This window comes from Leptothoe sp. LEGE 181152, from assembly GCF_032906605.1.
GTDB lineage: Bacteria > Cyanobacteriota > Cyanobacteriia > Phormidesmidales > Phormidesmidaceae > Leptothoe > Leptothoe turfae.
In genome coordinates, this window is the sequence record NZ_JASATU010000004.1 from 205,755 (window position 1) to 218,320 (window position 12,566).

The 12,566-nt window shown below is 48.7% G+C and carries 13 protein-coding genes; 4 read left to right on the plus strand and 9 right to left on the minus strand.

Translation table 11 applies throughout. From position 1 onward, the window contains the following. Positions 1-30: 30 nt before the first annotated feature. The 8 genes from QGP82_RS02895 to QGP82_RS02930 all read right to left on the minus strand — a co-directional run bounded on the left by QGP82_RS02895 (position 31) and on the right by QGP82_RS02930 (position 6,761). Positions 31-627, minus strand: coding sequence for a TIGR04282 family arsenosugar biosynthesis glycosyltransferase (locus tag QGP82_RS02895; protein WP_250564947.1), 597 nt, complete (start codon positions 625-627; stop codon positions 31-33). A gap of 154 nt (positions 628-781) precedes the next feature. Next, positions 782-1,627, minus strand: coding sequence for a DUF547 domain-containing protein (locus QGP82_RS02900; protein WP_499056989.1), 846 nt, complete (start codon positions 1,625-1,627; stop codon positions 782-784). A 78-nt stretch (positions 1,628-1,705) separates the two neighbouring features. Beyond that, positions 1,706-3,751 carry a glycosyltransferase family 2 protein gene (locus QGP82_RS02905; protein ID WP_499056990.1) on the minus strand — a complete coding sequence of 682 codons (2,046 nt, stop codon included), beginning with the start codon at positions 3,749-3,751 and terminating at the stop codon, positions 1,706-1,708. A 342-nt stretch (positions 3,752-4,093) separates the two neighbouring features. Next, positions 4,094-4,396 (minus strand): DUF2973 domain-containing protein, encoded by a 303-nt coding sequence (locus tag QGP82_RS02910; RefSeq protein WP_163697679.1) that lies wholly within the window; start codon positions 4,394-4,396, stop codon positions 4,094-4,096. A gap of 17 nt (positions 4,397-4,413) precedes the next feature. After that, a complete protein-coding gene (locus QGP82_RS02915; RefSeq protein WP_163664675.1) occupies positions 4,414-4,761 on the minus strand; it encodes a DUF2605 domain-containing protein in 348 nt (115 codons plus the stop codon). A 196-nt stretch (positions 4,762-4,957) separates the two neighbouring features. Beyond that, positions 4,958-5,227, minus strand: a complete 270-nt coding sequence (locus QGP82_RS02920) for a TIGR02450 family Trp-rich protein (RefSeq protein WP_006518167.1) — start codon at positions 5,225-5,227, stop codon at positions 4,958-4,960. A gap of 60 nt (positions 5,228-5,287) precedes the next feature. Further along, positions 5,288-5,779 (minus strand): hypothetical protein, encoded by a 492-nt coding sequence (locus QGP82_RS02925; protein WP_499056992.1) that lies wholly within the window; start codon positions 5,777-5,779, stop codon positions 5,288-5,290. 760 nt (positions 5,780-6,539) lie between these two features. After that, positions 6,540-6,761 (minus strand): helix-turn-helix domain-containing protein, encoded by a 222-nt coding sequence (locus QGP82_RS02930; RefSeq protein ID WP_499056993.1) that lies wholly within the window; start codon positions 6,759-6,761, stop codon positions 6,540-6,542. A gap of 574 nt (positions 6,762-7,335) precedes the next feature. Here QGP82_RS02930 and QGP82_RS02935 point away from each other — a divergent pair. Next, complete coding sequence (locus QGP82_RS02935; protein ID WP_499056994.1) at positions 7,336-8,235, plus strand: tyrosine-type recombinase/integrase; 900 nt, start codon at positions 7,336-7,338, stop codon at positions 8,233-8,235. 37 nt (positions 8,236-8,272) lie between these two features. Beyond that, positions 8,273-8,662 carry a hypothetical protein gene (locus QGP82_RS02940; RefSeq protein ID WP_499056996.1) on the plus strand — a complete coding sequence of 130 codons (390 nt, stop codon included), beginning with the start codon at positions 8,273-8,275 and terminating at the stop codon, positions 8,660-8,662. Between the two features lie 498 nt (positions 8,663-9,160). Here the strand turns inward: QGP82_RS02940 and QGP82_RS02945 are convergent, their stop codons facing one another. After that, positions 9,161-9,322 carry a hypothetical protein gene (locus QGP82_RS02945; protein ID WP_499056998.1) on the minus strand — a complete coding sequence of 54 codons (162 nt, stop codon included), beginning with the start codon at positions 9,320-9,322 and terminating at the stop codon, positions 9,161-9,163. A 73-nt stretch (positions 9,323-9,395) separates the two neighbouring features. Between QGP82_RS02945 and QGP82_RS02950 the strand changes: the two genes are divergently transcribed. Together QGP82_RS02950 and QGP82_RS02955 are read left to right on the plus strand one after the other, a co-directional pair. Further along, positions 9,396-11,072, plus strand: a complete 1,677-nt coding sequence (locus tag QGP82_RS02950; protein WP_499057001.1) for a virulence-associated E family protein — start codon at positions 9,396-9,398, stop codon at positions 11,070-11,072. A gap of 323 nt (positions 11,073-11,395) precedes the next feature. Then, positions 11,396-12,556: a tyrosine-type recombinase/integrase gene (locus QGP82_RS02955; protein WP_499057004.1), complete on the plus strand. Its 1,161-nt coding sequence runs from the start codon at positions 11,396-11,398 to the stop codon at positions 12,554-12,556. Positions 12,557-12,566 lie beyond the last annotated feature (10 nt).

Genomic DNA, 12,566 nt, shown 5'->3' on the forward strand with positions numbered 1-12,566 from the left:
TACGAGGATTACCCTCCAATGGCACAACCCTTAAATATAAATGGGAATTTGATTGAGCAATTCCAAGTCTTCTGGGCGATCCACATCCCGCAGCTGCTCCAGGGTAACAACGGATAGGTTTAGATGATTTGCGATCGCAATCGTCCGCTCAAAGACCTCACCAGTGCCCCATGGAATATTCTCAAATAGTTGGAACTGGGGTCGATTTAACCCAATCAAGTAGTACCCCCCATCCGCCGCTGGCCCTAACACCACATCATGGGTTTTGAGCTGTTTAAACGCCTGCTCAAAATGGCGGGTACTCAGCTGAGGGCAGTCAGCCCCAATCGCAACCACAGCATCCCTGCCTGACCGAAAATTCTCTACAAATGCCTGGTGCAAGCGACTGCCTAAACCACCAGAAAACTGCGGCAGATAGGTAAACTGCCGCCCTAACCAGGCTTGCATCTGCGACAAACTACCGCCAGAAAAATGGATTTGCCGATCAATATCTGGACGCAGAGCAGCCATTTCATTGGCCATGGATGCCGTCATCCATCGCTGGAGTTCAGCCGCCTGCGCCGCACCTAAATAGGGAATCAGCCGGGTTTTAGTATTGCCAGCTTCGGGGTACCGTGTGAACAACATCAGACAAGCACTCGTATGCACGATGTCACCCCTCATTGTTTTGATGTTTGTTTAATGCCGTTGCTGATCTGCCATGGGCATCGATCAATAGCAGGCAGAATCTACCCAAACGCTACAGATAAAATCACATTGAGGATCAGCAACACCTGCTTTACTATGGCTGGTTGTTGAGAGTCCAATCGTAGTCGAAATAACTAACCTGATAATCACCAGCTTCCAAATAAGCCCGATCCTCATCACTAACGTACTGGCTAATAAAGTTCAGAACAGCTCGCTCTTCTTTGCTGCCGGTAAAGCCACTGTCTACACCATAGCTAGGGATCCAATCGCCGCCAAACCAACTGAAAATTTTAGACACCTTGACTTCGCCAGCTGCTTTATCGATTTTGAGGCCGTCAGGTCTTGCTAGCCATTGCTCTACTTGTTCATCCAGCTGAGCGTCAAGATTTTCGCCGGTAAAGGCTTCGTTACGCAACGGGGGGCAGCTAATGGCAGCACAGACAATGGCCGCATGGAGTCGAGGTTCATCAAAGTCAACCCTCAGAACATCATGCTCAATGTTGTTTAACGTCTTTTCTTTTTCATTGATCGGATGCTTACGCAGACGCCACACCCCTGTAATATCTTTAATACTAGGCTTTAGAGGAGTTTGGTCAACAATCGATTTTAGTGTTAGAGAGTTATAAGCATTTATCCAAAAAGCAATTTGTTCTTCCTCACTCCAGCTGCTCAAAGTGGCATCATCTATAGTGGCTAAACCATTGTTGAATGTATCCAACGCCTGTCGAGATTGTTGCAAATCAGCATAGTTGACCCAGCCAGAGTCGTCCACATAGGTACTCAGCACATCATCGTAAAGGGTGTAATCGACCCCCTGGGCAGACGCAATTTCTACCTGGGCTGAAGATGGGTCAGCGGTTGTAGTCACAGCACTCGTGGAGCAACCAACTAAACCAATGGAGCAAGTCAGAAAAAGGGCGGATAAATACTTACGTTTCATAACTATTCTTGAATGAGGAGTCAGCGAGCAGTCACTTGCAATCTCTCATTGCCAACTGAACAAATCCTGAGAAGTGCATTAAGTTCTGTTCAATTTTGGTGTCAGCGCCAGTTGCGGCCACGTTACCTTAGCACTACTCCAGGCAACTCCTAGAACAAACGGCCACCACAATATATGACGCTGAGCTTCTGGCAAAATCCAGCTATGGTCTCCTGCAGCTGACATATATAGCAAGGTGAAATACACGTAGGCAGAAAGACTGATGAGCCGAATGCCCAGATTGCGACTCAATACCAAAAAGGGCATCAGCCAGCTGAGATACCAGAAATGTACGATGGGCGAAATCACCATCAGGCCAATCAGGTACCACTCTGTAAACTTGTGAAATGTGGTCGCTCTCAGCAGCAGCCACACGATCACTAAGGCCAATGGAAAAGCATAGAGCCAGTTGGCCCAGCGCGAGGGTGCCCACAGTTGTTCCACAATGTAAGGAATAAGCTCTGCACAACGGCCCGTGACCACAAACGAAGAGCCAAATCTGACGAGGGGACAGGATGTGGGGCTACAGAAAGGAATAGCCGCCAGAATCACAGGCAGCAGGCCGGTAACACCACTTAGCAAGGCCATACCGATACGGCCTCGACGTAGAGCATGCCAGACTAGAAAAGCCAGTACGGGCAGTGAAATCCACTTAACAGCAATGCTAATGCCCACAAATAAAGCACTGCCCAAATAGGTGAAGGGTGGCAGGGAACTGGATTTTTCAGGTTGATGGCTGGGGCGGTCAAACCACAGCCAGGCCATCACCAACGGCAGGACAAACCAACTGTCATAGTGCCCACCACCGGCAAAGCTATAGAGCACCAGTGGATTCCAGGCATAGAGCAGTGTGGCTCGATAACCAAACCGCCGACTCAGCAACCAACACACTGCCAGATCTGCTGCTGCAAACGCCGCTTTAAACAGCGGTACCGATAGCCAAATACTGGCCAGGGTGCGAAACCCAAACTGGGTTACCGGTGGATAAATGGCTGAGGCATAGGGGTGATTGATTTGGTCCCACCATTGCGTACGTAGATGCTCCAGCACATCAGCCGTCGGCGCAAAGTCATAGGGACTAAATCCTTGGAGCTGAACGTAGCCCTCCCACAGATAACGCCAGATATCATTGCCGGGATACATAGCCAAGAGCAACAGCCGAGTAACAATGGCCACGCTCCAAAACCACACACCTGAAATACTACGCACCCCCCAGGCCAGAACAAAGCCTGCCGCCATAATGGCGCTACCAATCCAAAATTGGATCACCGAGGATGGCTCACTAAAGGCACCATGGGGCAATGTGTAAACGGTGCCAGCAACCAGCAACAGGGCACTCATCCACAGTAAACCAGGGGCATTAGCTTGGGCAGATTCTTGATCACTGCCTCGCCACAGATTCTGCCAATATAAACTCGCCAGCGTGGACAAAATAATGGTTCCGGCTTTGAAGCTACCGGACACAGTGCCTGAAATTTTGGACTGACCGCCCTGACGGGGCAGATAATTGACGGGTAGCTCACGGATACGTAGGTTACACTCTACTGCTCGGGCCTGCATCTCTACGGTCCAGCCAAAGTTGCGATCGCACATCCCAATCTGTTCTAGAGATGTCTTCCGCACCAATCGCAGCGGCCCCAAATCATGAAAACGATAGCCCCACCCCCAAGCAATGAGCGTACCGGATAACCCATTACCAAAGTTTTGTACTGGACTCAGTTGCTGACGCCCAGATTCCGTGCCCCGACGGTTCCCCAAAATCAGGTCATAGCTCTCTCGCTGAGCAAAGAACTCTGGCAGCTGGCTTACATCATCACTACCGTCAGCGTCACAAAACAAAATCCACTCGATACCTTCAGGGACTGACTGCAATCCTCGCCAGCAAGCTTGCCCATAACCTTTCAGGTGTTCCTGGACAACATCAGCCCCCGCCTGAGCAGCTACGTCCGCAGTGCCATCTTGACTACCATTATCCACCACACGAATGTGGGATAATCCTTGGTTACGCAAGGATTTAACTACATTGCCAATCGTGGTGGATTCATTCAGCGCTGGAATAATGACTAATGTATTCTCTAAATCCATAGGATGCCATGGGACAATATCAGCTCCAATTAAATAGGTTTTGGCTGAAATTCAGCTGAGCTAAGCCCAAGGAAATATTCAGATTTAAAGGTGAGCGGATCTTCGTACAGGTTTATAACTATGTTGAACGTGAAATGATGCCAATCCCATAGGGGCACTCCCTTATAGGCTTTGCCCTTCTAATACCGGGTGCTATCAGTCAAGATTTCGCATCAGAAACATAAGAAATACCCCTGAAAGTAACCCTGTTAGAGATACAAAAAGAGCTTAGAGCACAGTAAAGTCATTTACAAACTTCGCCATGCTCTAACTCTTTAAGAATGTCCATTGCCCTAAAGGAAACTAATCGTCCTTTGTCTCATCCAAAGGATTGCCACCACCAGATGAATCGTAAATCGCATCTAGTTGCTCACGGGCATCTTTGATGGATATGGAGCGCATGACTAGCAGAGGCTCATCCAACACATTGCCATCGCTGTCCAACAGCTCAGGATGAGGCACGCGACGTTGACTGGACTTTGATTCAGCCGTATTACCACTCACCCGTCGGGTTTCGATACCCAAGCTAATGAGATTGCGGGCCAAGTTGACAATTGCCAATACGGCCAGGATAGTAAAAGCGAAGATATAGAGTAAATGCAGCATAGGGAAAAGCGATTGCGCTAATTATCCTCTTTAGGTTTGCTGGGGGCCGCTTGGGCTTGCTGCTGTCGAAAGCGGATACCCACATTCCAACATTCATGAACTAACTGATGCCAAGACATCACAACAGCCATATCTACACCTGCCTGGTTGCCTATAGCCTGAGATAGTGACTGGGATGCACTCACCAGTTGTTGAGCTCGACGCACCCGATTGAGTAAATCCTGTTGCCCATGCTCGCCTAGGAAATCGATAGTCTCAGATTCCAATAAATTAATGGAACGACTAAACCAATGCTGAAAATCATCCAACAGTGGCTGTAAAATCGCCTTCATTAATTCAGGTTCGGGAGCGTTGGAGCTGTACATCAATCGCACTTAAGCTAAATAATTCCAAAAGGCCCATGTAACTATTTCAAGAAACACAAACTGTTACTAGCTTAAACAGAACCTTTAATGAATGCCACTCAACATATGTCCAAACAAGCAATGGACAAATGCAATGCACCTTCTGTAAAGATTATTACTCAATTAATATACTAGCGTTCTTTCTCCAGAAGAATGGTTAAGATATGCCATCGATTTTGTTTTGCCCGCCAGTTATTTGATCCAGAGTTTGCCATCCTGAGCTCCACAGCTGTCGATTCTTGAGCACGTTGGCATTAATCCAAAATCGAACCGCTGGATCACAAGATGCCACTAGCTCTGCAAAAACGAGCTTGCCCTCATTTTTACGATTTGTGACTTGAAAATGCCGCCAACCCATGGTGCGCTGCTGGGCCGTCCATTTTGACCCAAGGAGATGGGGAAATTTTTGTTTCTTAGGTTTAGCCATCTTTAGATAATGAGCACAGGTTGAATGTAAAGGAGGAAAGAAACCCAATTACGCACAACTTTACAGCTTTTGCTTCAGGCCACGAATATGGACAGCTCGGCTAGTGATATAAGCTGTTTTGCCATCCAATCGGATATAGATTTTTCCCGATAGTAACCCCCGTATATTGTTACGGGCATACATTACAAGGTCAGTCGGCAAGCTATCGTCTTCCACACGACTGTAGCCCAGCTCAGTCAAAGGTTGTTCAATCTGATTAAGAAATACTTTATGTCCCTTAATTGACTGTTTGAGGGTGATGGAGCGATTAAAGTACAGTCCCAGTCCACCGCCCACCAGCCCCATAACTAAACCCAGCTGATTCGGTACAACACTCATTGGGCTGAGGTTAAGTACCAGACTAGCTAAGACAATCGTAATCAGGGTGGTGGTGCCAAAGTAATAGAGAAAAGTCAGAGAATTCTCAGGGCCTAGGTTATTACTGGTCATGGTGGACTGCTGCATTCTTTCCGTATAGGGTAGAACGCGATGGCCATTTTTCAATGGTTTCATCGTTCTTTTTTATGCCTTGCACTCAATCTGCACTCAAATGCATAAAAATAGCTACCTACCCCGGTTGCACTCCAAAAACAGTACCGTCTGAAACTGGCAAAATCATTCACTCATAGATGAGGGGTCGCCAGCACCCCGGTTGCACTCCAAAAACGGTACCTTGGGCCACTGGGTCAGTCCTGGATCAGTCCTGGGTCAATTACTGGGTTGGGTCGCTGTGGGTCACTGGGTTGGGTCTGAGTTGGTGTCAACGAGTGTCAGCCGACAGGTGTCATGGTGTCAGCTGACAGGTGTCATGGTGACAGTGTCCTTGACGTCAATACCTGTCGGCTGACAGTGTCCTTGACGTCAAGGACAGTCAAAAACAGTCTTTGCTTTGTGGACTTGCTGTGGACTTGACGGTGGACTTGCTGTGGACTTGACGGTGGATTAGGGTCCACAGCATTGTGGACGTACACCACAATGAACGTTGCTTTGTGGACCGGTCCACAATAGATGTAGCAAGGGTTTTAGCTGTTTTGTGGACCTGTGGACATTGAGAAATAAAGCCGTTATCCCGCCCAATATAGGGGGCTAAATCTCAGTTAATCAAAAAGGCACCTGGGCTAGCGTCGAACTTCCCCCAGGTGCCTATGGGCCTCAGCACAAGAAAGGCAATTCAACAGATTCAACAGTTGAATTGCCTTTCTTGCATTGAATTGCTCAAACATTGTCAGTCGAAAAGCCTGGGCGATCACCCGCCAAGACGTTCGCCCAGCGTCTAATTAGCCTCTCGCTCTGGTGCAATCCATTCCAATACCTCGTTTGGCTGAATTTCGTAGGTGTCACAAATTTTAGTCAGAACCGTTGATGACGGTAACTGGTCTGGTCTCTTGTAAAGGTTGTAGGCGGTACTGACGGCAATACCAACGTCCTTCTGGAATCGATAGGTTGTAATCCCCCGCGCATCAAGGAATTGTTTAATCTTGTTTTTCACTGGCATTCATCTTTCAGCTCACCTGACTCTTCAGCTCTGGCAATCTCTGCAGCCAAAACCGACTCAACTAAGTTACTAAGACTCCTAAAACGCAATGCCGCTAGCCTTTCGAGTTTTTTCTTGGTGGCGTGGTCGCAGTACGCTACCAGCCTCGCCTTATCGGTAGCCACGCTTATTTTTGTGCTCACTTTGTACCTCACCAGGTTACTAGACATGCACTGACTCTACCCTAAGTGTGCACACTATGACCACACCGTGTTAACATCTCGGTTAGTTAAAAAGGCACCTGAGCCAGCTTCCAACTTGCCCCAGGTGCCTATGAGCCTCAGTCCAACAAGGAAATGAGACGTATGCACGTTAACACAAGACCAGCACGGCAACGGGGACATGGTTCACCCACGCCGCTAACAGGGCTTATGGCAAATTCGGTCATATCTGCCCGTACTTGCCACATTTGTCGTCCTTGGGTGATCAGGTATGAGAGCCTATGGCGGCAAATGTGGTCATATCTGCCCGTACTTGCCACATTTGCCACTGAGGGGAGATGTGCCACAGCCGGAACACTTGAGGGCGGAAAACGATGAATAGACAGGTAACCCCAAAACAGCTTTATGACACCTGGCTTGCTTACGCCGAGTTCAGACGTCCTGTTGTGAGTCCAAGCACCTACATACGGGACTATCTCAAGGTTGAAAAGCGCATATTGACCATGATGCGAACCAAACAGGATCTCAATGACTCGCACGATATGCGTGAATGGCTCTTGACTCAGTTCTCAGTAGAGACGGCCCGCAGAACGCTACAGCAATGGAATGCCGCGTTTAAGTGGGCCGTTGCCATGGATAAGTGCCCTCGCAATCCCTTCTGCGGTCTGGCGAAATATCTAAACCATCGCCGTCAACTGACCGAAGGGAACTACACAGCATTTACGAATGATGAACGGGCCAAGATTATCAAGGCCTTTGAGGAGAAAGACCCTTACTACTCCAATTGGGTATGGTTTTTGTTCTTCACTGGCTGTCGGCCTGAGGAAGCGAGTGCATTGCGCTGGGAGAACGTAGCCCACAACAACAGCTACATCCTGATCAAAGAGGCCAGGCCAATTGACACCGGCCTGATCCAACCCACCAAGACTTATCAGGCCACTAAGTTCCCATGTAACGCCAAGATGCAGGCGTTTTTAGCTCAGCTCCGAGAGACCAGTGACAGCCGTTGGGTGCTGCCGTCAATCAAGGGCAACCACTTTGACTACCGCAATTTCCAAACACGTCATTGGCGACCTTTGATTACTTCGCTAGTTTGCGATCGCAAAGTTGCTTTTCGCCTGGGTCAATATCACTGCCGACATACGTTTATCACCGAGATGCTTAAGGCTGGCGTGTCAGATATCGACGTCTCTTACCTCTGTAGAGTCAGCATCCCGACCATCCAGCGCTACTACATCAGTCAGTCAAGACAGATTCAGGTCCCCGAAATCTAACCACTACACCCAAAGCACTTTAGAGGGATAAATCACCATGACACAGCAGTTACAACAGCCATTGACATCACCTGACAAAGGGACCGCCATCATCAACGCCTATGATCGATGGTCACCGAAAGCCATCACCAATGGAGACTTTATACCTACGCCTAAGTTCCATATATTCGAACTATGCCTATCGATTATTAGGACTCCATGCGGAGAATGGCACGGCGAACTCGTCAGAGTGATGGGGCTTGAGTGGAACAGCTTGGAGTTTTCAACCTATGAATGGGTGTACCACATTGAAACCGTGGGAGACCCATCAGAAGACTGGTTAACTGGCAGGAAACGAGAACCTTCTTTGGCCGATAGTCTATTCAAGCTGACCCTAGATAAGCGCCGCTGGCCCTGCCGACATCAATCATCGACCAGACTGCCATAAACGCCGTTACATTTCGTAACTGTATTGTTTTTGGCCATAACTGGCAGAAGCGTAGGAGGTCTAACGATCTGGGGTGCGGTGATGTTGACAGGGCCAGCGTGAACACACCGTCCCGGATCACCTCTCAGTTAGTTCCCAAACATGCACCTGGAAATATCTAAAGTTTTTGCCCGCAAAGGCTAAACCTTTGTCGCTAATTTTTTCCAATGTTCAACATTGAGGTATTTGCCTTGATGCTGTGACCACTAAACAACACCTGCAACCATCCACCACTGAAAACCTATCTTTACAACATTCATCAGCAAACAGCACATACACCAAAAGTTGCACATACAACCAATTAAAACCATTGCCGTAAAAGGGTTGTAGGGAAAAAGACAGATGTACTAGGCTGATATCTGTCGGTGGAAACCGCACCGAGTAACAACAAGATACTGAGCAATGCAATACCCATTTATCAAAGCAAGCGACCTATGCAAACGCATGGGCGTCTCAAGGTCATACCTGCGTGACCGGCGCAAGGACGGTCAATGGCCACAAGGCACCTACTGGGTGTACCTGAACCCTGATCACCCAAGGTCTGGCATCCGTTACAACGTCCGGCTGTGTCTGTCCTGGTTCACCGACCGAGGCTCCCACCAACATGACAGAGCCGTCCATGACTATCTCAAGTCCACATTGCCAGAACCACCTGCGCCTGGCGCGGAACCATCAACATCAACGCAGAAAAACCATGCTTACAGATAGTAAAAACGGCCACTGCTCAGGGGACAGTGACCGTGAGAATTTGGGTCAAAAAAATGGCCAGCGATACTCTCCACCTATCTCAACTGGCAACCGGAATAGCTTCGACATCCGTGACCATGTAGACAAGCTTACCCCAGCAAAGGAGAAAGGCAGGTACATCTGCCCGGTGTGTGAGGATGACAATTTCACCATTAGAGAGAATGACGGTGCATTTCAATGCTGGTCTAATGGCTGTGACTCGCAGGCGATCATGGATGCGATCGCCCCCCTGAAGCATCGCCCTCAGTCGGCTAAGAGTATTCCCACAAAGCGGAAACCCAGGAAGAAAAGCCGCAAGCAAAAAGACCGCGATGTTGAGATTGCCGCCGCCGAGTTGGAATGCAAGGTGGATGAGCTCATTGACATGGTGGAGATGGGCTATGAGACCAAGGAAACAGCTGGAGCCAAGTTAGCAGAGTGGTGTAAACAGGAGAGCCGCGACAAATTTACGGCTACCCAACTGTTCAATGCGAGGGTGAAAGAGCGCATACCACCTACGGCATCAGAAGAAGCTCACAAGCTTCTCAAGGAGTACCGGCTGATAGAACAACACTTTGGTAAACGCCTACAGTACAACACTCTATTTAAGCGCGTAGAGCTGGATAGCAAACCGTTTGACCCGGCTGCTGCCAGGTTAGAGATGATTGTCACCCATGGCTTATCTCTCAAAGGGAGCCGTGAAGACATCGCAGACATCACCGTCAAGCTTTCTAAGGCCAATGAGTACAGTCCGGTCACTCGCTATCTAGAAAGCACGTTGGACCAGCATGGGGACAACACGAGCATCTTAGATAACCTGGCTGACCGTTACTTAGGGGCTGACATCCCTATCCACCAAACTCTCATCAAAAAGTTTCTCATTGCAGCTGTGGCCCGTGCCTATGAGCCAGGTTGCAAGCATGACTGTGCGCTCATCCTCCAGGGTCGTCAAGGATATCGAAAGTCAACTTTTTTTAGAACACTGGCATCAGAGGAATGGTTTGATGATTCATTGGGGGCCACATCTGACAAGGACGAACGGCTCAAACTGCATCAGCGCTGGATGATTGAGTGGGCCGAACTGGAGACCGTATTCAGACGGAAAGACGTCAGCCAGGTCAAAGCGTTCATGTCCTGTCCCACTGATTTGGTGAGGGCACCTTATGCCCGTTCGTCAGAAACCATGCGGCGATCATCGGTAATTGTCGGCTCCACTAACCAACAACAGTTTCTGGCTGACCCCACCGGTAATCGTCGTTTCTGGGTAATTCCAGTGACTAAGCCGATAAACGTCACTGAGCTGCAATGCGAGCGTGACCTCATATGGGCGGCTGCTACCACGCTATATCTTGCAGGCACACAGTGGTGGCTCAATGACGAGGAACAGTTAGCCGTAGACCAAGAAATCAGCCAATATGAAGCCCGAGATCCATGGTTTGAAGTAGTAACCGACTATGTGGACTGCATGGATGCAGTTTCAACAAACCAGATTCTCATCAACGCGCTGGACATTCCAATTGACAAATTGGATTCTGGCAAACAGCGGCGTGTTGCTTCTATCATGCGAGCGCTCGTATGGGAGCAAACCAAGCATCCAGTGTCACACTGCGGCAAAAGAGCAAGAGTATGGAAAAAAGACTTTTAGCCTTTTTTGGTATAACTATCTGTGCTATCTGTGCATAAGCATTATAACTTCCTAATATCAACACTTTCATCCAGCACAGATGACGCACAGATAGCCTATTTTATCTGTGCGTATCTGTGCTGAAATCGGCCTAATTGCACAGACATGCACAGACACACACAGACAAAAAACTACGTCTGTGTAGCCTGAAACCTTTTCACATCAAAGCTTTCAGATTCAACAACACAGACGGCACACATAGTTACCCCACATAGGGCCTTAAGGCTAAACGCAACTGTCACATCAACTGTCTACTGTCACATTCTCTCTCATCGCTCTTCACAATGGCTAAACGCAGAAAGACCCGCCACAAGAAAGGGGCTGTTGTGGTGTGGGCACGAAACAACATGCTCCGGCTTCGATGGCGTTATGACGGCAAACAGCGTCACCTCTCACTGGGGCTGCCCGATACTCCGATTAACCGCCAAATAGCTGAGCGGGTCAGCAGTGAAGTAGCCCGAGATATCGCCTATGGCGAATATGACCACACCTTAGACCGCTATCGCTTGCAGCATATCTCTGCTGATCAGGCCGTCAAGCAACCATCAACCTATGAACTGTTCGATGAGTTCATTGACTATAAGCGTGAGCAGGGCCTGAGTGAGCAGACCATTGCATCTCGCTATCGGTCGGTGCGATCGCATATCAAACGATTTGGACAAGACATCAAAACACCTGACGATGCAACGACCCTAGTAGAAAAGCTACGTGGCCAACAGTCACCAACTACGGCTAACAAAAACCTTGGCATTCTCAAACAGTTTGGTAGGTGGCTTGCGATCGCAAATCATTTAGATGCAGATCCGTTCGTTGACATCGAGCGCATCAAAGTCATCAAAACCAAGCCTCGTAGTCATGATGTATTCACTGTCCAAGAGGTACAGGCCTTGCTGTTAGCTTTCAAGACGGATGAACGTTGTAGCCAGTTTCATGACCTATGTGTAGTTCTATTCTCATTGGGCCTCAGACCTTCCGAGGCTATTGGGTTGAGGTGGCAACATATTGACCTGAAACGACGATGCATCACCATATGCGAGTCCTTAAGCCGCGCCGGTGACGGTCGAACAGCAGGTTACGCAAGAGTTCGGAAAGAGACTAAGACCGGCAGCGTCAGGGTCTTGCCTTTAAATGAAAGGCTAATCGCCATGTTTAGACAGCGTCATGGCAGTGAATCAGGAGCAGACGATCTGGTATTCACCACAATAAAGGGCCAGCCAATTAATGATCAGTACATTCGTGACTGTTGTTGGAAGCCCATGTGTAAGAAGGCAGGTATCCCTTATCGCCCTCCCTACACAGCTCGGCATACATTCATTAGTCACGGCCTGGAGTACAAAGAATGGACACTTCCCCAGGCTGCTGAGATGGCAGGCCACGCTAATACCAAAATGGTGGCATCTACCTATGCTCATATGGTTCAAAGACCAGAGCTACCTGACTATTGACCACTGCACT

Excerpts from the sequence above, each read along its gene's own strand:
- QGP82_RS02895 (WP_250564947.1), bottom strand. The coding sequence starts at position 627 with ATGTTGTTCACACGGTACCCCGAAGCTGGCAATACTAAAACCCGGCTG.
- QGP82_RS02900 (WP_499056989.1), bottom strand. The coding sequence starts at position 1,627 with ATGAAACGTAAGTATTTATCCGCCCTTTTTCTGACTTGCTCCATTGGT.
- QGP82_RS02905 (WP_499056990.1), bottom strand. The coding sequence starts at position 3,751 with ATGGATTTAGAGAATACATTAGTCATTATTCCAGCGCTGAATGAATCC.
- QGP82_RS02910 (WP_163697679.1), bottom strand. The coding sequence starts at position 4,396 with ATGCTGCATTTACTCTATATCTTCGCTTTTACTATCCTGGCCGTATTG.
- QGP82_RS02915 (WP_163664675.1), bottom strand. The coding sequence starts at position 4,761 with ATGTACAGCTCCAACGCTCCCGAACCTGAATTAATGAAGGCGATTTTA.
- QGP82_RS02920 (WP_006518167.1), bottom strand. The coding sequence starts at position 5,227 with ATGGCTAAACCTAAGAAACAAAAATTTCCCCATCTCCTTGGGTCAAAA.
- QGP82_RS02925 (WP_499056992.1), bottom strand. The coding sequence starts at position 5,779 with ATGAAACCATTGAAAAATGGCCATCGCGTTCTACCCTATACGGAAAGA.
- QGP82_RS02930 (WP_499056993.1), bottom strand. The coding sequence starts at position 6,761 with ATGCCAGTGAAAAACAAGATTAAACAATTCCTTGATGCGCGGGGGATT.
- QGP82_RS02935 (WP_499056994.1), top strand. The coding sequence starts at position 7,336 with ATGAATAGACAGGTAACCCCAAAACAGCTTTATGACACCTGGCTTGCT.
- QGP82_RS02940 (WP_499056996.1), top strand. The coding sequence starts at position 8,273 with ATGACACAGCAGTTACAACAGCCATTGACATCACCTGACAAAGGGACC.
- QGP82_RS02945 (WP_499056998.1), bottom strand. The coding sequence starts at position 9,322 with ATGGACGGCTCTGTCATGTTGGTGGGAGCCTCGGTCGGTGAACCAGGA.
- QGP82_RS02950 (WP_499057001.1), top strand. The coding sequence starts at position 9,396 with ATGCTTACAGATAGTAAAAACGGCCACTGCTCAGGGGACAGTGACCGT.
- QGP82_RS02955 (WP_499057004.1), top strand. The coding sequence starts at position 11,396 with ATGGCTAAACGCAGAAAGACCCGCCACAAGAAAGGGGCTGTTGTGGTG.